The 19076-nt window shown below is 57.0% G+C and carries 17 protein-coding genes and 1 pseudogene; 9 read left to right on the top strand and 9 right to left on the bottom strand.

Annotated features, from left to right (window positions below; translation table 11 throughout):
- Positions 1-44: 44 nt before the first annotated feature.
- Positions 45-1964, top strand: coding sequence for a tyrosine-protein phosphatase (locus ABLU96_RS23085; protein ID WP_348862844.1), 1920 nt, complete (start codon positions 45-47; stop codon positions 1962-1964).
- A 273-nt stretch (positions 1965-2237) separates the two neighbouring features.
- A complete protein-coding gene (locus ABLU96_RS23090) occupies positions 2238-2426 on the top strand; it encodes a hypothetical protein (RefSeq protein WP_014226855.1) in 189 nt (62 codons plus the stop codon).
- A gap of 334 nt (positions 2427-2760) precedes the next feature.
- Here the strand turns inward: ABLU96_RS23090 and ABLU96_RS23095 are convergent, their stop codons facing one another.
- From ABLU96_RS23095 to ABLU96_RS23105, 3 genes are all read right to left on the bottom strand, one after another.
- Positions 2761-3942, bottom strand: a complete 1182-nt coding sequence (locus ABLU96_RS23095; protein WP_014226856.1) for a PLP-dependent aminotransferase family protein — start codon at positions 3940-3942, stop codon at positions 2761-2763.
- A gap of 265 nt (positions 3943-4207) precedes the next feature.
- Complete coding sequence (gene gss, locus ABLU96_RS23100; RefSeq protein WP_009654105.1) at positions 4208-6079, bottom strand: bifunctional glutathionylspermidine amidase/synthase; 1872 nt, start codon at positions 6077-6079, stop codon at positions 4208-4210.
- Positions 6080-6155: 76 nt separating this feature from the next.
- A complete protein-coding gene (locus ABLU96_RS23105) occupies positions 6156-6299 on the bottom strand; it encodes a hypothetical protein (RefSeq protein WP_305955792.1) in 144 nt (47 codons plus the stop codon).
- On the opposite strand from ABLU96_RS23105, the gene ABLU96_RS23110 reads away from it, so the two are divergent.
- Positions 6287-6847, top strand: coding sequence for a thioredoxin domain-containing protein (locus ABLU96_RS23110; RefSeq protein WP_064404250.1), 561 nt, complete (start codon positions 6287-6289; stop codon positions 6845-6847). The two genes, ABLU96_RS23105 and ABLU96_RS23110, sit on opposite strands and share 13 nt — an antisense overlap.
- 72 nt (positions 6848-6919) lie before the next feature.
- On the top strand, positions 6920-7786 hold the full coding sequence (gene yghU / locus ABLU96_RS23115; protein ID WP_014226859.1) for a glutathione-dependent disulfide-bond oxidoreductase: 867 nt from the start codon (positions 6920-6922) through the stop codon (positions 7784-7786).
- Between the two features lie 35 nt (positions 7787-7821).
- Here yghU and yghX read toward each other — a convergent pair whose 3' ends face one another.
- The 4 genes from yghX to exbB form a co-directional block, all read right to left on the bottom strand.
- Complete coding sequence (gene yghX / locus ABLU96_RS23120; RefSeq protein ID WP_025105929.1) at positions 7822-8709, bottom strand: YghX family hydrolase; 888 nt, start codon at positions 8707-8709, stop codon at positions 7822-7824.
- Positions 8710-8830: 121 nt separating this feature from the next.
- Positions 8831-9325, bottom strand: a complete 495-nt coding sequence (locus ABLU96_RS23125; protein WP_004105804.1) for a TIGR00645 family protein — start codon at positions 9323-9325, stop codon at positions 8831-8833.
- A 141-nt stretch (positions 9326-9466) separates the two neighbouring features.
- Positions 9467-9892, bottom strand: a complete 426-nt coding sequence (gene exbD, locus ABLU96_RS23130) for a TonB system transport protein ExbD (RefSeq protein ID WP_014226862.1) — start codon at positions 9890-9892, stop codon at positions 9467-9469.
- 6 nt (positions 9893-9898) lie between these two features.
- Positions 9899-10630, bottom strand: coding sequence for a tol-pal system-associated acyl-CoA thioesterase (gene exbB / locus ABLU96_RS23135; protein ID WP_004854209.1), 732 nt, complete (start codon positions 10628-10630; stop codon positions 9899-9901).
- 251 nt (positions 10631-10881) lie between these two features.
- Between exbB and metC the strand changes: the two genes are divergently transcribed.
- Positions 10882-12069: a cystathionine beta-lyase gene (gene metC, locus ABLU96_RS23140; protein ID WP_032692874.1), complete on the top strand. Its 1188-nt coding sequence runs from the start codon at positions 10882-10884 to the stop codon at positions 12067-12069.
- 132 nt (positions 12070-12201) lie between these two features.
- Complete coding sequence (gene yghB, locus ABLU96_RS23145; RefSeq protein WP_004125241.1) at positions 12202-12861, top strand: DedA family general envelope maintenance protein YghB; 660 nt, start codon at positions 12202-12204, stop codon at positions 12859-12861.
- A gap of 44 nt (positions 12862-12905) precedes the next feature.
- On the opposite strand, the gene ABLU96_RS23150 is transcribed toward yghB, so the two are convergent.
- Positions 12906-13805 (bottom strand): AraC family transcriptional regulator, encoded by a 900-nt coding sequence (locus ABLU96_RS23150; protein ID WP_049082833.1) that lies wholly within the window; start codon positions 13803-13805, stop codon positions 12906-12908.
- Positions 13806-14001: 196 nt separating this feature from the next.
- Between ABLU96_RS23150 and yqhD the strand changes: the two genes are divergently transcribed.
- From yqhD to ABLU96_RS23165, 3 genes are all read left to right on the top strand, one after another.
- Positions 14002-15165: an alcohol dehydrogenase gene (gene yqhD / locus ABLU96_RS23155; RefSeq protein ID WP_064404252.1), complete on the top strand. Its 1164-nt coding sequence runs from the start codon at positions 14002-14004 to the stop codon at positions 15163-15165.
- Positions 15166-15297: 132 nt separating this feature from the next.
- A complete protein-coding gene (gene dkgA, locus ABLU96_RS23160; protein WP_046877669.1) occupies positions 15298-16125 on the top strand; it encodes a 2,5-didehydrogluconate reductase DkgA in 828 nt (275 codons plus the stop codon).
- A 98-nt stretch (positions 16126-16223) separates the two neighbouring features.
- Positions 16224-16679, top strand: a complete 456-nt coding sequence (locus ABLU96_RS23165; protein ID WP_025105926.1) for an HIT family protein — start codon at positions 16224-16226, stop codon at positions 16677-16679.
- 154 nt (positions 16680-16833) lie between these two features.
- Here the strand turns inward: ABLU96_RS23165 and ABLU96_RS23170 are convergent.
- Positions 16834-19047 (bottom strand): annotated as a pseudogene (locus tag ABLU96_RS23170) (YgiQ family radical SAM protein); the annotation flags it as partial.
- Between the last annotated feature and the right edge of the window lie 29 nt (positions 19048-19076).

Here is a 19076-nt window from a genome sequence, read left to right on the forward strand (position 1 = left end):
CTTAATAAACAGTAAATTATAACCAATAATTATCGAGGCTTATTTTGATTCGCTATATTCCCGTTTCGCTCTCTCTGGTCGCCGCCGGCGTTTCCGGCGTGCTCTACGCTGCGCCGATAAATACGCCCGTACTCGCTACGATGGATAATTTCCGCGATATCGCTGGCACGACGTCTGTTTATACCACCAGCCACGACGGCACCCTGCGCACCGGCGTTTTTTATCGTTCTAATGCCCTGGCATTATCCTCCGCGGACCAGGCGACGCTGAGCACGCTCGGTATCAGCGATGTTTATGATTTGCGCACGGCCAGCGAAATCGCCAGCAGCCCGGACGTGATGCCCGACGGGGCGCGATATACCCATATTGATATCATCGGCAACACCGCTTCGGGCAGCAACATCACCTCAATAACGTTCAGTAGCGCCGCTGAAGCCAAAGCGATGATGCAGCAGACCAACGTCTCCTTCGTCAGCGATGCCGGGATGCGCGCCCGGTTCACCACGCTATTTAACGATCTGGCCAGCGCCGACGGCGCAGCGCTGTTCCATTGTACCGCGGGCAAGGACCGCACCGGCTGGACCGCCGCGATGCTGCTGAGCATTGCCGGCGTCGATGAGGGGACCATTATGGAAAACTACCTCGCCACCAACGACTATACCCGCCAGCGCGTCGAAGCGACCCTGGCGATGATGCCCCCCGCCATGGCGGCGATTTACGAGCCGCTGCTGGGCGTCGATGCCAGCTATCTTCAGGCCGGGCTGGATGAAATCATCCGCGAGTACGGATCGGTAGATAACTATCTGAAGCAGGGCCTGGGGCTGTCGCAGGAGACGCTCTACGTCCTGCGCGGCAAAATGGTGCAGTACGGCCAGCTGCCGGGACAAAGCGAACTGCGGGGGAATGCGGCGCAGGGCGCTGCGCTGCTTAACGCCCTGCAAAACAGCGAGCTATCGGGCCGCTACACCGACTATAACTATTATCTGCAATCGGCCATTGATGCCGGAACCCTCGGCGGCGTGGAGACTCAGGTCGGCGGGCAGATTTACGCGGACGCCGCCAGCTACCTGCTGCGCAGCGGCTCGCGATTAGACAGGGCGTTAACGCCGAATATTGATAGCCGTCAGCTGCGGGATGGGGAAGGAAAACTGTGGCTGACCGGGCTTAGCGGCTATCTTGGCACCGATGGTTCCGCCCGCGCCGCCAGCAGTAATGAGCATACCACCGGCTCGCTGCTGGGCTATACCTGGCGGTTTAACGCGCAGCTTAGCGGCTACGGCACTCTGGGATATAGCTGGGGCTCGCTGGGCAGCGCCAGCGCCGATGCGGATGCCAACACCACTCTGCTGGGGTTCGGCGGTCGCTATGCTTTTGAGGATTTAAATCATGGCCTCTTTGCCGCCGCCGATCTTAACGCAGGCTGGATCGATTATAGCAGTACGCGCCGGCTGAATGGCGGGCTGGGTACGGCCACCGGCGATACCCGTGGCCAGCTGGTTGGCGGCACGCTGCGCCTCGGCTACGTCAGTCCGCTCGATTTTGCCAGCGTTGAGTACGCCGTCGGGACCCGCCTGACCCACCTGCGGATGGACGCTTTCCGCGAAAGCGGCAGCGAGCTGGCGCTCAACGTCGACCGCGTCAGTGAAAATAACGCCAGCGGTATTGCCAATGTGAGTATCGCATTTCATTCGCAAAACGGCGGCGGCTGGCGCTTCACGCCGGCGATAAATATCGGCTATGAACACAGTTTCAGCGGCCCTTCGGTACGCACTCAGGGACAGGTTTATCACTATGAGGTCGTACAGAACGCGGCCTTCGATAGCCGTGACATGGTCAACGCTGGCGCCAGCTTGAGCATCACGCGCGGTGCGCTGAGCCTGAACCTTGGCGGCCAGGCTGACGTCGCCAGCGGCGGCGACAGCCACGGCTACAGCGGCAGCCTTAGCGTGGGCTACGCCTTTTAAACATCCCCAGCAGGCCGCCGCCGCGGGCGGCTTGCTCTTAGCCACGAAATTGCAAAGCGGTTAAACATACACCGCCGAGGATCGGCGCATTTTTCGCCGCCATGGGCAAAACGAAACGCTGGCAGGAAAGGTAAAACAGAAATTATGTTTCAATCCGCTACTGGCAGCGGCAATCATCAATCTGATGCATGATTGTCCTTACCATAAAAAGTAGTTGATCTGGTATCGACAAGCTCTTATTTTGCTTCTCAGTTTTTAAACGAGATGAAACTGATGCCTACTATTACAGCCAGTAGTATGAAAGAAGCAAAAGAGTTAATGAATTGTGGGAAGTACAAAGAAATCGTTCTCAATTTCGATATTGATGCTGACGATTTTTTCACCCTCGCAACATCCCAGTCAGGAACAAAAGTCACCATCACAGACAGAAATAATCGCTCATCGGTCAAAGCAGAAAAATAATAAAAACCCCTGAGGCTCTTCTTATGCTGTTAGCTATTGGTACCGTCGCTGTTGCTTTTCTTTCCACGTTGATGCTGATCTGGCTTGACGATCGCATTACCGACCAGGATTAACGACCCGGGCCGGCGATAAGCCGCAAAACCGCCCGCCTCTGTGTTTCTCTCGCCCGTAGCCATCGGCTGCGGGCGATTCAAAAAACCCGCCAATCCCGTTTTCACATTACGCACTGATGATTTTCGCCCGCCGGGCAGGTCATGCATTCGCATAAAAACAGGGGCTTAAAGAAGAAAACGAGAAGGGAGCCCCGCGCCGCCGACGGCGCGGAGCACGGCGATTACAGCGACTTCGCCAGGCGCTCGACGGCGGTCATCAGACCCTCTGTCGACACCGTCGAGTAGGACAGGCGCAGCGTGCGGGTATCCGGGTTATCGTTATAGAACGCTTCTCCTGGTACGTAGACCACGCCATTTTCCAGCGTTTTCTTCATCCATTCCATGGTATCGAACGGATAACGGAAGCGAGCCCACAGGAACATACCGCCTTTAGGACGGCTGAACGCCAGATGCTCGCCAAGCTGCGATTCCAGCGCGTCGGCCAGCGCCACGCACTTCTTGCGGTAATCTTCGCGGATCAGGGCAATCTGGCTTTCCAGGCGGTTCATGCTCAGGTATTCCGCGGTGATGACCTGCGAGAGCATATTAGTGTGCAGATCCGCCGCCTGTTTAACGATCACCGTCTGCTGCGCCAGCCAGTCCGGCATCACGATCCAGCCAATACGCATCCCCGGCGCGAGGATCTTGGAGAAGGTGGAGGTATAAACCACCTGATCTTCACAGCCCAGCTCAACCGCATACTGATACAGCGGACGGCGTACTTCATCAGTGAAGCTGATTTCACCGTACGGATCGTCTTCGATAATGACGAAGTCGTGCTTTTTCGCCAGCTCAACCAGGCGGCGGCGACGCGCTTCGCTCAGGGTTTTCCCGCCGGGGTTGCCAAACGTCGGTACCAGGTAAACGGCTTTCACACGCGTGGTTTCCAGCAGATCGGCCAGCTGTTCCACCAGCATGCCGTCATCGTCGGTATCCACGCTGAGAATATTGGCCTGCGCCAGCTGGAAGACCTGCAGCGCCGCCAGATAGGTCGGACGCTCAACGACAATCGCATCACCCGGATCGAGCAGAGTGCGGGCGACGATATCCAGCGACTGCTGCGAACCGGAAGTGATATAGACATGACTTGCCGAGCAGGCCACGCCGCGCGCCTGACACAGTTCGCTAACGGCCTGACGCAGCGGCGGATAACCTTCGGTCAAACCGTACTGGAACGCATCGTTAAAGCGCCCGTTCATCACCTGTTGCACCGCCAGGTTCAGGCCTTCGGTATCAAAAAGCTCCGGGGCCGGAATACCGCCGCCCAGAGAGATAACGCCGGGCAGCTTACTATGCTTGAGGAGTTCGCGGACGGCGGAGGGCTTAAGTTCACCCGCGCGGGCGGCGAGTCGCCGATCGTGCATACTATTTTCCTTTTCTGTCTTGTTGTTGTGATGTTTTATCTATTTTTACCGTTCATTCCCCCGGTCGCACTATGCTCACTGGGGCTACGGGTTCGTATGTTCGGTAGCCCGGACAGATGCGCAGCATCGCCTCCGGGTTATTCTTCAGCATCCTGCGGCCTTCCCCCGGGGGCGGCGCGATGCGCCTTGCCCGGGCTACAAATGCCGCAGGTAACGAGAACCGCAGCCCGGATAAGGCGCTCACCGCCGCAATCCGGGGCCAAACTTAACGGCTATCTGTGTCTTTTAGCACGATTAACGGCTCAATATCGCTCTCTTTTTTAACCACCAGAGAATCATCTCCGCGCAGGCAGGTCCCGCCGTAGTTACCGCCGACGGTGAAGGTGCAAACCTGGATGTATTTGCCATCCACTTTTGGCAGGCACCACAGCTGCTGGTAGATATTTTTGCGGTCGAAAAACTGGCCGCTGGTTTTATCCAGCACTTCGTCCTGCGGGCCTATCAGGTCGATATTGTTGCCGCAGCGGCCCGAGATAGGCTTAACCGCATAGCCGCTTTCCGCCAGCTGCTCGTTGACCACAAAATCCGTATCCAGAAGATAGCGATGATTGGGGAACAGCGACCACAGCACCGGCAAAATCGCCTTGTTGCCGGGGATGACCGTCCACAGCGGCTCGAAGACTAATACTTCCGGGCGCAGCAGAACGTCTATCAGGCGCACTTCATTATTCGGGTGTCCGGTACGTATCGGCACCGCCGCGTACTCATCGGCGCTGACTTCCCGCACCTGCTCAATAGCGGTCTCCCATGCCCAGGTTTTCCAGACGCAGTTGACCAGACGCCCGTCGGCATCAATCAGCTGCCCGGCGGCATCCCAGCGCAGCTCATCTAGGCCAAACAGAATTTTGCTCTCGAAGCCGGCCTGGGTCAGCGAACGCTGGATAAACTGCGCGTGGTAGTTCTCCTCCAGATCCTTATCCTGCATGATGTGCACGAAAGGACGCGCCCGGCTGTGCTTCCACGCTCCGGCCAGCTCATCCAGCAGATTTTCCGCCGGGTTGTGACCGGTGCCGTAGTAGCCCTGCTTCAGCCACTGCTCGAGGATCAGCCCGCCTTCGGTATGGCAGGACGCGGAATCGGCGTTGTACTCATACACCTTGAGCCCGCGCTCATCCATACAGAAATCCATGCGGCCGGTAATCATATGATGGCGACGGCGCTGCCACGAGAGGCGCAGACGCGGCCAGAGAATTTTCGGAATATCGAACAGCGCCAGCAGGCTGTCATCCTTCATCACCTTGTCGGTGGCGTGCAGGTACATCAGATGCAGCTCATTGGTGGCTTTGATAAGCTCCTGCTCGGCGCTTTCGGTGATGGTGAAATACTGGTAAGGGTCTTTATTGATGACGTGGCCGTTGGCTTCCACGTAGGCTTTTTGCAGTGAATCTTTCTCGTTGAGCCAGTTGCCGCGGTATTGGCCTTTATTCGGCAGACGCGCGCCTTTGATGGCCATCGCCTCACCCGGCAGCACCGGCTGCGGCAGGCTGTGCTCGGTATCGGCGGTTTGAATCATCCAGCCGAGGATTTCGGTATCGGCAAAGGTGTCTTTAATCGTGTAGAGGCCGTTTTTCACTTCCAGCGTCAGCTCGCGGGTCCACTGCTGGCCCTGCGGCAGCGGCGAGTGAATGACGTTCTGTTCGGCGATCCTGACCTTATTCCCTATCAGTTGCGTAATCACCGCCACGTGGCCCGTGTGCTTAAACTCGCCGCCTTTCTGCCAGATCAGCAGTGAGCCGGCGAGAGGCGGACGGCGGGAGCCGTTGGCGAACGCCTGCAGCGGCAGAATATTGTCGTTGACCACCTCGCGGAGAAAACGCAGGGAGAAGATTTCGTAGGCCATGCCGACGTCGGTGAAAACAAAACCGTAGGTGAGGAACAGAAAGCGGCGCGCGAACTCCACGCACTGCCATTTGTGCCCCATATACTCATTACCGATATAGCTGCGGAACGTGGCGTCATCCGGATAATCTTGCGGATTTAAGCTACTGTAATTAGAAGAATAAATCGCCACGCCGCCCGGTGCGTAGCCTAATAGTGTACCAAACGGGGCGTCACTGCTTGTGGAACCTTTGCTCATTTAGCCTGACCTCAAATTAATGCAGCCCGGGCAGTTGGCGAAACAAAACTCCCTCTTCTTATCCTGCCGCAGGCACTTACCAGACAGAGGTGGAATGATGATACCACTCATTCGATTCGCTAATCGTGCCCTTAAGGAAAATAAGCCTGCGCCCCCGGGCAAAAGTGATATCGTTATTTGAGATAAAAAAACAATCAGGAGTCGACAATGAGCATACCATCGCATCTGACCGCCCAACCGCTGGTCTGGGGGCATGGCCCCCGCACCTTTGAGGTGTTCCTCGAACCCACCTGTCCTTTCTCCGTGCGGGCATTTAATAAGCTTGATGACCTGCTGGATGAAGTTGGCGCGGATAACGTGACGATCAAAATTCGTCTGCAGTCTCAACCGTGGCATCTGTTTTCCGGCGTCATCGTCCGCTGCGTTCTCGCCGCGTCCACCCTGCCGCACGGCCGCGAGCAGGCGCATAAGGTGCTTAAAGCCGTCGCCGACCACCGCGAAGAGTTTGAGTTTACCGACCACTGCAGCGGGCCGAACATGAACGCCACGCCGCAGCAGATTATCGAGCGTATCGAACGCTATAGCCACGTCTCGCTGGCCGCGGCGTTTGCCCGCCCGGAGCTGCAAAACGAGATCAAATGGCATAGCAAGTACGCGCGCCAGAACGGCATCCACGTGTCGCCGACCTTTATGGTTAACGGCCTGGTGCAGGCGGATCTCGGCAGCGGCGACGACGTCAGCGTATGGGCCGCGCGGATTCTGGCTTAGTACGACTCTCCCGCGCCGGCGCGGTAACGCCAGCGACACGACATCAACACCTCACTAAAAAGGCAGATCAGCATGTCAGAGAATAACTACCAGCCACCTAAAGTGTGGGAATGGAAGCAAAACAACGGCGGCGCATTCGCCAATATCAACCGTCCCGTCTCCGGCGCAACGCACGATCGGGAGCTGCCGGTGGGCGCGCATCCGCTTCAGCTCTATTCGCTGGGGACGCCCAACGGCCAGAAAGTGACCATTATGCTGGAAGAGCTGCTGGCGTTAGGCGTCAGCGGCGCGGAGTACGACGCCTGGCTGATTCGCATCGGCGAAGGCGATCAGTTCTCCAGCGGCTTTGTCGAGGTTAATCCGAACTCAAAAATCCCCGCGCTCCGCGACCACTCCACCACTCCGCCGACCCGCGTTTTTGAATCCGGCAGCATCCTGCTCTATCTGGCGGAAAAGTTCGGCTTCTTCCTGCCCAAAGATCCGGCAGGCCGCGCCGAAACCCTCAACTGGCTGTTCTGGCTGCAGGGCTCGGCCCCGTTCCTCGGCGGCGGCTTTGGCCACTTCTTCAGCTATGCGCCGGTGAAAATCGAATACGCGATCGACCGCTTTACGATGGAAGCCAAGCGCCAGCTTGACGTGCTGGACAAGCAGCTTGCCCGCGGCCGTTTTGTGGCAGGAGAGGAGTACACCATCGCCGACATGGCCATCTGGCCGTGGTACGGCAACGTGGTGCTGGGGAATGTTTACAACGCCGCCGAGTTCCTGGATGCCGGTAGCTATAAAAACGTGCTGCGCTGGGCGCAGGATGTGGGTAAGCGCCCCGCCGTTCAGCGCGGGCGGATGGTTAACCGCACCTCAGGCCCGCTCAACGAGCAGCTTCACGAGCGCCATGACGCCAGCGACTTCGACACGCAAACCGAAGATAAACGCCAGGCGTAGCGCCCATGCCCGCCGGAGGCTTCCGCCTCCGGTTTTTAGCGCAAATACTTCTCAAACCACGCCAGCGTGCGTTGCCAGGCCAGGTCAGCCGCGGCCCGGTCGTAGCGCGGCGTGGAGTCATTATGAAAGCCGTGGTTAACACCCTGATAAATATAGGCCTCGTAGACTTTATTGTGTGCCTTCAGCGCTTTTTCATAGGCGGGCCAGCCTTCATTAATGCCGCTATCGAGTCCGGCATAATGCAGCAGCAGCGGCGCTTTAATTTTATCGACCTCATTCAGCGGCGGCTGGCGGCCGTAAAACGGCACCGCGCAGGCCAGCTCAGGGATCGCCACCGCCGCCGCGTTGCTGACGCCGCCGCCGTAGCAGAACCCGGTGATACCGACCTTCCCCGTCGCCTGCGGATGCTTCGCCATAAACGCGACCGCCGCAAAGAAATCATTCATCAGCTTCACGGGATCGACTTTCTGCTGTAGCGCGCGGCCTTCATCATCATTACCGGGATAGCCGCCGACGGAACTCAGGCCATCCGGCGCCAGCGCGATATAGCCCGCTTTCGCCACCCGCCGGGCAACGTCTTCAATATAGGGATTCAGGCCGCGATTCTCATGAACCACCACCACGGCGGGCGCTTTGTCGGCTATTTTCGCCGGCGTCACCTGATAAGCCCGCACTTCGCCGTGGCCGTCAGGAGAAGGGTAATGAATATACTCCGGGCGGATATCCGGGTCGGTAAACGCCACCTGCTCCGCCAGAGCATAGTCGGGCTTCAGCAGGTTAAACAGCGCCAGCGCGGTCATCCCGCCGACGGTATACTTCCCCGCCAGCTGGAGAAACTCGCGTTTGCTGATTTTGCCGTGGGCGTAGTAGTCATAGTATTCGAGCAGCTGCTGCGGAAAATCTTTGGCCGTTAGTCGCGTCATCACCCTGCCTCCGTTATTAAGCGCCCTTTAAGCAAAGCAGAAGCCCGGACATACGCCAGCGGAGAAAAGCAGAAACGGGGAGTAAAAAGCCCAGCGGCCAACACCGCCGGGAGAGGAGGGATCAGTGTTTCACTTTGGTCAGACGATCGAGGTAGCCCATCACAAAGGCCGACAGCACAAAGGTCAGGTGGATGATGACGTACCACATCAGCTTATTGTCCGGGACGTTTTTCGCATCCATAAACACCCGCAGCAGATGAATGGAAGAGATCGCCACGATGGAGGCGGCAACCTTATTTTTCAGCGAAGTGGCGTCCATTTTGCCCAGCCAGCTGAGCTTCTCCTTGCCCTCGTTGATATCCAGCTGGGAAACAAAATTTTCATAGCCGGAGAACATCACCATCACCAGCAGACCGCCCACCAGGGTCATATCCACCAGCGACAGCAGGGTCAGAATCATATCCGACTCACTGACGCTGAAAATATGCGGCAGTATGTGGAAGATCTCCTGAAAAAATTTGATCGTCAGCGCAATCAAACCGAGCGAAAGGCCAAAATAAACCGGCGCCAGCAGCCAGCGCGAGGCGTACATAGCATTTTCCAGAAAGCGTTCCATAAGATCCTGTCAGTTAACATAAACGGCCGCCATTATACCGCAACAGGGCAACGTTATAGCAACAGGCGTCCAACAAGAGAGCGATTCGAGGAGATAAAAAAGCTGGCGCAAGGCCAGCCTGAGAAGATGGGTGGAGAGAGGTTACTTCGCTTTGACGGTTTCTTCGCCCACCAGGCCAATCTTCAGATAGCCCGCCTGGTGCAGGGTATCCATAACCTTCATCATCGTCTCGTAGTCCACGGTTTTATCCGCGCGGAAGAAGACGGTGGTGTCTTTCTTGCCTTCGGTCAGCGCATCCAGCGAGGCGATCATGCTCTCGTCGGTAATGGGGTCATTGCCGAGGAACATGGTTTTATCCGCCTTCACCGACAGATAGATCGGCTTTTCCGGACGCGGCTGCGGCTGGCTGGAGGAAGCAGGCAGATTCACCTTCACGTCGACGGTAGCCAGCGGCGCCGCCACCATAAAGATGATTAACAGCACCAGCATGACGTCGATAAACGGCGTCACGTTGATGTCGTGCATTTCGCCGTTATCATCGAGGTTTTCGTTAAAATGCATCGCCATAAAGCATTAACCTACGCGTAGTTTCTGGGCGGTACGTACCGGCTTAACGCCGCTGGCGCTCAGGTCCAGGTCGCGGCTTTGCAGCAGCAGAACCTGGGCGGCGACATCGCCAAGGGACGCTTTGTAGCTGGCGATCATGCGGGCAAAAATGTTGTAGATGACCACCGCCGGAATCGCAGCGAACAGGCCAATTGCCGTGGCCAGCAGCGCTTCCGCGATACCCGGAGCAACCACCGCCAGGTTAGTGGTCTGGGTCTGGGCAATCCCGATAAAGCTGTTCATGATGCCCCAGACGGTACCAAACAGGCCGACGAACGGGGAAATCGCGCCGATGGTCGCCAGATAACCGTTGCCGCGTCCCATGTAACGACCTACCGCCGCCACGCGACGCTCCAGTCGGAAACCGGTACGTTCTTTAATGCCTTCGTTATCTTCAGAACCTGCGGAAAGCTCCAGCTCGTTCTGCGCCTCGTTGATCAAGCGCGAGGTCAGGCTTTTCGCATCGAAACCGTTAGCGATATCGCTGGCCTGGTCGAGAGAGCGTGCTTCAGCAACCAGCAGCTGTTCGCGCTTGAGGCGACGCTTGCTGGCCAGGATCTCTGCGCCTTTGCCGAAAAAGATAGCCCATGTGACTACCGACGCCAGAATCAGGCCGATCATCACAACCTTAACGACAATATCGGCATGATGATACATACCCCAAACGGAGAGATCCGCCTGCATCAAATTATTACCCACACTGTATCTCCAGGACGTAAATCACAAAATCTGCGCACAATAATATCAAAACGACATCGAATTGATAGTGGTTCTCATTAGTATTTACACTGTGCAGCAAATCACGTTTATTTTCCTTGCGCTTACGCAGTAAAAAAGTTGCTGACCCCGCCGTTGATAAAATTTTTACCTGTATCCGCCGCGACCCGGTACATCAACGGGTATTCATGTTAGTTTAGACGTCCAGACGTATAAAAACAGGTTATCTGAACATGGCTGATAAACATCTTGATACTGCGCTGGTTCACGCCGGGCGCAGCAAAAAATACACCCTGGGCTCGGTAAACAGCGTCATTCAGCGCGCCTCATCGCTGGTTTTCGACACCGTCGAAGCGAAAAAGCACGCGACGCGCAACCGCGCCAAAGGCGAGCTGTTCTACGGGCGTCGCGGGACGCTGACCCATTTCTCCCTGCAGGAAGCGATGTGCGAGCTGGAAGGCGGCGCCGGCTGCGCCCTCTTCCCCTGCGGCGCGGCGGCGGTCGCGAATACCATTCTGGCGTTCGTCGAGCAGGGCGACCATATTCTGGTGACCAACACCGCCTATGAGCCTACCCAGGATTTCTGTACGAAAATTCTCGCCAAACTCGGCGTCACCACCGGCTGGTTCGACCCGCTCATCGGCGGCGATATCGCCCGTCTGGTGCAGCCGAACACCCGCGTGGTGTTCCTCGAATCCCCCGGCTCCATCACCATGGAAGTCCATGATGTTCCGGCGATCGTCGCGGCGGTACGTCGCGTCGCTCCCGAAGCCATCATTATGATCGACAACACCTGGGCGGCGGGCGTGCTGTTTAAAGCGCTGGAGTTTGGTATCGATATCTCCATTCAGGCCGGCACCAAATATCTGATCGGCCATTCCGACGCGATGGTGGGTACCGCCGTGTCCAATGAGCGCTGCTGGGCGCAGCTGCGCGAAAACGCCTATCTGATGGGGCAAATGGTGGATGCCGATACCGCCTATATGACCAGCCGCGGCCTGCGCACCTTAGCGGTACGCCTGCGTCAGCACCATGAAAGCAGCCTGCAGATTGCCGAATGGCTGGCGCAGCATCCGCAGGTGGCGCGCGTGAATCATCCCGCCCTGCCCGGCAGCAAAGGCCATGAGTACTGGAAGCGCGACTTCACCGGCAGCAGCGGTCTGTTCTCTTTCGTGCTCAATAAACGCCTGACCGACGCCGAACTCTCCGCTTATCTGGACCACTTCAGCTTGTTCAGCATGGCCTACTCCTGGGGCGGCTTTGAATCGCTGATTTTAGCCAACCAGCCGGAACACATTGCCGCAATCCGTCCTGATGCTGAAGTTGATTTCAGCGGCACGCTGATCCGCCTTCATGTCGGGTTAGAAAATGTTACCGATCTGCTGGATGATTTAGCGGCGGGCTTCGCGCGTATCGTGTAAAGTGACGGTCAGTGGCAACAATAGCGGACGTTTTTTAGAAAAACGGCCGCTTTAGTTGCGCCCGGGATCAAGGTGCCCGAGCCTCTTCAGGAGTACACTAGACAAAAAACACGGTACCACTTAGGAAAGTCCATGGTTGTCATTCAAGAAATTGTCGCCGCGCTGTGGCAGCATGATTTTGCCGCGTTGGCAAACCCCCACGTTGTGGGCGTTGTATATCTGGTCATGTTCGCAACCCTGTTTCTGGAAAACGGTCTGCTGCCCGCCTCATTTTTACCGGGCGATAGCCTGCTGCTGCTCGCCGGGGCGCTCATCGCCAAAGGCGTAATGGACTTTGTACCTACGGTCGCCATTTTAACCGCCGCGGCCAGCCTCGGCTGCTGGCTGAGCTATATCCAGGGGCGCTGGCTGGGTAACACCGTTACGGTTAAGCGCTGGCTTGGGCATCTGCCGCATAAGTACCATCAGCGGGCAACCTGCATGTTTGACAAACACGGCCTGCTGGCGCTGCTGGCCGGGCGTTTCCTGGCGTTTGTTCGCACCCTGCTGCCCACCATGGCGGGCATTTCCGGGCTGCCAAACCGCCGCTTCCAGTTCTTCAACTGGCTGAGCGCGCTGCTGTGGGTTGGCGTAGTCACCGGTCTGGGCTATGCGCTGAGCATGATTCCCTTCGTTAAGCGCCATGAAGATCAGGTTATGACCTGCCTGATGATTCTGCCTATCGCGCTGCTGATCGCCGGGCTGCTCGGTACGGTTATCGTGGTGATTAAAAAGAAATACTGTAACGCCTGATCGTTTACCGGGGCGGCGCGAATTCGCCGCCCTTACATCGTTCGTCACATCCCCTGAATCGTTCTGATACGCGCCGCATCCTCCCCCGGCGTCATGCCGAAATAACGCTTAAACTCGCGGCTGAACTGCGACGCGCTTTCATACCCCACCCGCATCGCCGCCGCGCTGGCCTTCATACCATCGTGGATCATCAGCATGCGCGCTTTATGCAGGCGATAGGTTTTCAGGTACTGCAGCGGGGAGGTGCTGGTGACCGATTTAAAGTTATGGTGAAACGCCGAGACGCTCATATTCGCTTCCGCCGCCAGCTGATCGACGCTGAGGTTCTCTGTGTACTGGCTTTCAATGCGCTTCAATACGCGGCTAATCAGGCTGAAGTGGGTCTGACGACTGACCAGCGCCAGCAGCGCCCCCCCGCACGGCCCGGTCAGCACGTGATAGAGAATTTCGCGGATAATCTGTTTGCCAAGAATGCGCGCGTCCAGCGGGCGCTCCATGACATCCAGCAGGCGCTCCGCCGCGCACAATATCTCTTCGGACAGCACCGCAGAGTTGATCCCGCTCGACGCCATGGACGGCTGAAACTGCTCATCTTCCCCGATATCCATCAGCAGTTCTTGCAGCTGAAGAATATCGACGTTCAGCCGAATCCCCGCCAGCGGGACTTCCGGAGTGGCGAAGGTTTCGCATTCAAACGGCAGCGGTACCGTCAGCAGCAGATACTCATTGGTGTCATAGCGAAAGGTACGCTCGTTAATGTAGCCAATTTTATGCCCGGAAAAGAGAAAAACGATCCCCGGCTGATACATAACCGGCGTGCGCGTCCCCGGCTGGGTACCGTACAGCAGGCGAATATCCGGCAGCAGAGCATTAAGAATTTCTTCTTTATCTTTCAGCTGATTAACCTTATGCGTTAATAGCTGGCATATCTCAGCGCGGTTCATTTATCGTGCTTCTCCGAACGTTTTTATACCTTCGCATTGTGCGCACTTCCGGCGAATTTCTCCAGCCCCAAGGAGAAATGGGCAAGACAACGGCAGGAATGTGCATTGAGGGGAACGGCCCGCGGGAACACAATGTCCGTCATCTGGCAGAGGTATTGTCTCTGTTGGCGGTTTTATCTATTTGAGGGCACCAGCCATGAATAATTTCGACCTACATACCCCAACCCGCATTCTGTTCGGTAAAGGCGTGATTGAAAATCTGCGCGATCAAATCCCGGCGGATGCACGCGTGCTTGTCACCTACGGCGGCGGTAGCGTGAAGAAAACCGGCGTGCTTGATCAGGTTCTGAGCGCGCTGAACGGCATTGACGTTCGGGAATTTGGCGGCATCGAGCCAAACCCGTCCTACGAAACGCTGATGAACGCGGTGAAAATCGCGCGTGATGAAAAGATCACTTTCCTGTTGGCGGTGGGCGGCGGCTCCGTTCTCGACGGCACCAAATTCATCGCCGCGGCGGCCCACTACGATTCTAGTATCGATCCGTGGGAAATTCTCGAAACCTACGGCAGCAAAGTGGCCAGCGCTATCCCGATGGGCTCCGTGCTGACGCTGCCGGCGACCGGTTCCGAATCCAATAAAGGCGCGGTGATCTCGCGTAAAACCACCGGCGACAAACGCGCGTTTATGTCCACCCACGTCCAGCCGGTGTTCGCTATTCTGGATCCGGTTTACACTTACACCCTGCCGCCGCGCCAGGTGGCTAACGGCGTCGTTGACGCATTTGTCCATACCGTTGAGCAGTACGTCACCTATCCGGTCGACGGCAAAATCCAGGACCGCTTTGCCGAAGGTATTCTGCTGACCCTGGTGGAAGACGGCCCGAAAGCGCTGAAAGAGCCGGAAAACTACGACGTTCGCGCCAATATTATGTGGGCGGCCACCCAGGCGCTGAACGGCCTGATTGGCGCAGGCGTGCCGCAGGACTGGGCGACCCATATGCTCGGCCACGAGCTGACCGCCATGCACGGTCTCGATCACGCCCAGACGCTGGCTATCGTTCTGCCGGCCCTGTGGAATGAAAAACGCGATGCTAAACGCGCCAAGCTGCTGCAGTACGGCGCCCGCGTCTGGAACATCACCGAAGGTTCCGAGGAAGAGCGCATTGACGCCGCCATCGCCGCAACGCGTGATTTCTTCGAACAGATGGGCGTCCCGACGCGCCTTTCCGCCTACGGTCTGGATGGCAGCTCCATCCCGGCGCTGCTGGCGAAACTGGAAGAGCACGGCATGACCCAGCTCGGTGAAAATCAGGATATTACGCTGGACGTCAGCCGCCGTATTTACGAGGCTGCGCGCTAATCAACGCCCTCTCCGACGCGTAAACTCGCGCAAAGGAGAGGAGTTTAACTACCGTTTTTAGCTATTTCGTCCAGACTTAATGCTACCCCTCGGCGGAATTTATTCCGCTGAGTTCATTAACAGGAGGAAGGCATGACACATCCAACCGTTATAAAACTACACGACGGCAACCTGATGCCGCAGCTGGGGCTCGGCGTGTGGAAAGCAGGCAACGAGGAAGTCGTCTCCGCCATTCATAAGGCGCTGGAAGTCGGTTATCGCTCGTTTGACACCGCCGCCGTGTACCAGAATGAAACCGGCGTCGGCAATGCGTTAAGCAGCGCAGGCGTCGCCCGCGATGAGCTGTTCGTCACCACGAAACTGTGGAATGACGATCAAAAACAGCCCAAAGAAGCGCTGCAGGAAAGCCTTAAAAAACTGAAGCTCGACTACGTCGACTTATACCTCATTCACTGGCCGGTTCCGGCAACTAACCATTACGTCGACGCCTGGAAAAGCTTAATTGAGCTACAGCGGCAGGGGCTGGCAAAAAGCATCGGCGTCTGTAATTTCCAGGTTCATCATCTGCAAAAAATCATCGATGAAACCGGCGTCGCTCCGGTGATAAACCAGATTGAACTTCACCCGCTGATGCAGCAGCGCCAGCTTCACGCCTGGAATGCGACGCATAAGATCCAGACCGAGTCCTGGAGCCCGCTTGCGCAGGGCGGCGAAGGGGTATTCGATCAGAAAATTATTCGTCAACTGGCGGATAAATACGGTAAAACCCCGGCGCAGATCGTTATCCGCTGGCATCTCGACAGCGGCCTGGTGGTGATCCCGAAATCGGTGACGCCATCGCGCATTGCCGAGAATTTTAACGTCTGGGACTTCCGTCTTGATAAAGATGAATTGAGTGAAATCACTAAACTGGACCAGAACAAACGCCTGGGGCCAGACCCGGATCAGTTCGGCGGTTAACCTTTCCTGCTCCGTCGGCTTCCGGCGGAGCATCGCTTTGCTATCTGGCTAAAACCACGTACATTCAGGGTTTATTGCAATCAAATGGATGCGTGCTGATGAGCTGTATTTTCTGCCAAATTGTTGAGGGGAAAGCCCCCTGCCATAAGGTGTGGGAAGATGAACACCACCTCGCCTTTCTCTCTATTTTCCCTAATACCGACGGTTTTACGGTCGTGATCCCGAAGAAGCACTACCCCAGCTATGCGTTTGATATGCCGCCGCAGGCATTGGCCGATCTGGTGCTGGCGACGCAGAAGGTGGCGAAGCTTCTGGATAAAGCCTTTGATGACGTGGGCCGTACGGGGATGTTTTTTGAAGGCTATGGCGTTGATCATGTCCACAGCAAACTCAGCCCGATGCACGGCACCGGGGATATGACCCAATGGCGGCCTATCGAGTCGCGTCAGACTAAGTTTTTTGCGCAATATGAAGGCTATCTCTCCTCCCACGATCATGAGCGGGCGGATGATGAAAAGCTGGCGGCGCTGGCGGCCAGAATCAGAGAAGCCTAGCCATAGAATTTGCTTTGCCGTTTGGCAAGCTGCTGACCGGGCCCGGAATTATCAGGCCCGGTCATACAGAAGCGCCAGCGGGCAGGCAGCCGAATTAACGACCGGCGACCTTACCGCGTTTTACGGGCTTCTTCGCCGTCGCCCCGCCGTTCGAGCGCTGGTGCACAATCGGCGTATGCTTGGTCAGCGCCGGACGGGTATGGCGGTTCTGGCGACGCGCTTCGCGCATTTCGTCGATCGTCGGCGCCGGTACCAGGCAATCGCGACGGCTGCCGATCAGGTGCTTTTTACCCATGGTTTCCAGCGCCTGGCGGATCAGCGGCCAGTTGGCCGGATCGTGATAGCGCAGCAGCGCCTTGTGCAGGCGGCGCTGTTTGTCACCCTTCGGCACCACCACATCCTCACTCTTATAGCCAATCTTACCCAGCGGGTTCTTGCCGGTGTAATACATGGTGGTCGAGTTCGCCAGCGGCGACGGATAGAAGTTCTGCACCTGATCCAGGCGGAAACGATGCTGTTTAAGCCACAGCGCCAGATTCACCATATCTTCATCCCGCGTGCCGGGGTGGGCGGAAATAAAGTATGGGATCAGATACTGCTCTTTACCGGCCTGCTTCGAATAGGTATCAAACAGCTGCTTAAAGCGATCGTAGCTGCCCATACCCGGCTTCATCATTTTCGACAGCGGTCCCTCTTCCGTATGCTCCGGGGCAATCTTCAGATAGCCGCCAACGTGGTGGGTAGCCAGCTCTTTGATATAGCGCGGGTCTTCAACGGCGATGTCGTAACGTACGCCGGAAGCGATGAGGATCTTTTTGATGCCTTTCAGGTCACGGGCGCGGCGATAGAGATTAATCGTCGGCTCATGGTTAGTGTCCATATGCGGGCAGATATCCGGATAAACGCATGACAGGCGGCGGCAGGTCTGCTCGGCGCGCGGCGACTTGCAGCGCAGCATATACATGTTGGCCGTTGGGCCGCCAAGATCGGAAATAATGCCGGTAAAACCGGGAACCGTGTCGCGAATCGCTTCGATTTCATTGATGATCGAATCTTCGGAACGGCTCTGAATGATACGCCCCTCATGCTCGGTAATTGAGCAGAAGGAACAGCCGCCAAAACAGCCGCGCATAATGTTAATCGAGAAGCGGATCATCTCGTAGGCCGGAATGCGGGCATCGCCGTATGAGGGATGCGGAACGCGCTTATACGGCAGGGCAAACACGCTATCCATCTCTTCGGTGGAGAGCGGGATTGCGGGCGGGTTAACCCAGATATAGCGCTCGCCGTGCTTCTGCATCAGCGCGCGGGCGCAGCCGGGGTTGGTTTCATGGTGCAGAATACGCGACGCGTGCGCGTAGAGAACCTTGTCGCCTTTCACCTTCTCAAAGGAAGGCAGCAGGACGTAGGTCTTCTCCCACGGCTTCGGACGCGGGGGCTGCACGGTAACGCGCTTCGCTTCCTGTTTTGGCGGCGCGACGGTTTTGTTATCCGCGCACGGCAAATCTTCACCGTACGGATGCGGAATCGGGTCGATTTTCCCCGGCGTATCCAGACGCGTGGAATCCACTCCGCTCCAGCCCGGCAGCGCCTCTTTCACCATGATGGCGGTGTTGCGTACGTCACGAATTTGCCCGATGGGCTCGCCGGCGGCCAGACGGTGCGCCACTTCCACCAGCGGACGCTCGCCGTTGCCGAACATCAGCATATCGGCTTTGGAGTCCACCAGAACCGAGCGACGCACGGTATCAGACCAGTAGTCGTAATGCGCGGTACGGCGCAGGCTGGCTTCGATACCGCCGAGGATCACCGGGACATCTTTCCAGGCTTCTTTACAGCGCTGGGTATAGACCAGCGTGGCGCGATCCGGGCGTTTACCGGCAACGTTACCCGCCGTGTAGGCATCGTCATGACGCAGCTTGCGGTCGGCGGTGTAGCGGTTGATCATCGAATCCATGTTGCCGGCGGTGACGCCGAAGAACAGATTCGGTTTACCCAGGCGCATAAAATCGTTTTTATTATTCCAGTCCGGCTGGGAAATAATCCCCACGCGAAACCCTTGCGCTTCCAGCATGCGTCCGCAAATCGCCATGCCGAAGCTCGGGTGATCGACATAGGCATCGCCGGTAACCAGAATGATGTCGCAGCTATCCCAGCCAAGTTGATCCATCTCTTCTCGCGACATCGGCAAGAACGGCGCGGGGCCAAAGCAGGCGGCCCAGTACTGCGGCCAGGAGAAAAGGTCACGATCCGGTTGGATCAGGGATATTGCGCTCATATTGCTTCCGGGGAAATGATAAAAAAATAATCAAAAAGGGCGGCGATTATAAGCCGGAACGATGGAAGAAATGAAGGAGGTTTTTCCAATCCCGGCCGCATGGAACCGGGACAGAATAA

The sequence above is a fragment of the Klebsiella sp. CN_Kp106 genome, assembly GCF_040064575.1.
GTDB classification, from domain to species: Bacteria; Pseudomonadota; Gammaproteobacteria; order Enterobacterales; family Enterobacteriaceae; genus Klebsiella; species Klebsiella michiganensis.

What these genes read in the sequence shown, in the direction of transcription:
- yghU (WP_014226859.1), top strand. Translation starts at nt 6,920, where the DNA reads ATGTCAGAGAATAACTACCAGCCACCTAAAGTGTGGGAATGGAAGCAA.
- exbD (WP_014226862.1), bottom strand. Translation starts at nt 9,892, where the DNA reads ATGGCGATGCATTTTAACGAAAACCTCGATGATAACGGCGAAATGCAC.
- gss (WP_009654105.1), bottom strand. Translation starts at nt 6,079, where the DNA reads ATGAGCAAAGGTTCCACAAGCAGTGACGCCCCGTTTGGTACACTATTA.
- ABLU96_RS23090 (WP_014226855.1), top strand. Translation starts at nt 2,238, where the DNA reads ATGCCTACTATTACAGCCAGTAGTATGAAAGAAGCAAAAGAGTTAATG.
- dkgA (WP_046877669.1), top strand. Translation starts at nt 15,298, where the DNA reads ATGACACATCCAACCGTTATAAAACTACACGACGGCAACCTGATGCCG.
- ABLU96_RS23105 (WP_305955792.1), bottom strand. Translation starts at nt 6,299, where the DNA reads ATGGTATGCTCATTGTCGACTCCTGATTGTTTTTTTATCTCAAATAAC.
- yqhD (WP_064404252.1), top strand. Translation starts at nt 14,002, where the DNA reads ATGAATAATTTCGACCTACATACCCCAACCCGCATTCTGTTCGGTAAA.
- ABLU96_RS23125 (WP_004105804.1), bottom strand. Translation starts at nt 9,325, where the DNA reads ATGGAACGCTTTCTGGAAAATGCTATGTACGCCTCGCGCTGGCTGCTG.
- yghX (WP_025105929.1), bottom strand. Translation starts at nt 8,709, where the DNA reads ATGACGCGACTAACGGCCAAAGATTTTCCGCAGCAGCTGCTCGAATAC.
- yghB (WP_004125241.1), top strand. Translation starts at nt 12,202, where the DNA reads ATGGTTGTCATTCAAGAAATTGTCGCCGCGCTGTGGCAGCATGATTTT.
- ABLU96_RS23150 (WP_049082833.1), bottom strand. Translation starts at nt 13,805, where the DNA reads ATGAACCGCGCTGAGATATGCCAGCTATTAACGCATAAGGTTAATCAG.
- ABLU96_RS23165 (WP_025105926.1), top strand. Translation starts at nt 16,224, where the DNA reads ATGAGCTGTATTTTCTGCCAAATTGTTGAGGGGAAAGCCCCCTGCCAT.
- metC (WP_032692874.1), top strand. Translation starts at nt 10,882, where the DNA reads ATGGCTGATAAACATCTTGATACTGCGCTGGTTCACGCCGGGCGCAGC.
- ABLU96_RS23110 (WP_064404250.1), top strand. Translation starts at nt 6,287, where the DNA reads ATGAGCATACCATCGCATCTGACCGCCCAACCGCTGGTCTGGGGGCAT.
- ABLU96_RS23095 (WP_014226856.1), bottom strand. Translation starts at nt 3,942, where the DNA reads ATGCACGATCGGCGACTCGCCGCCCGCGCGGGTGAACTTAAGCCCTCC.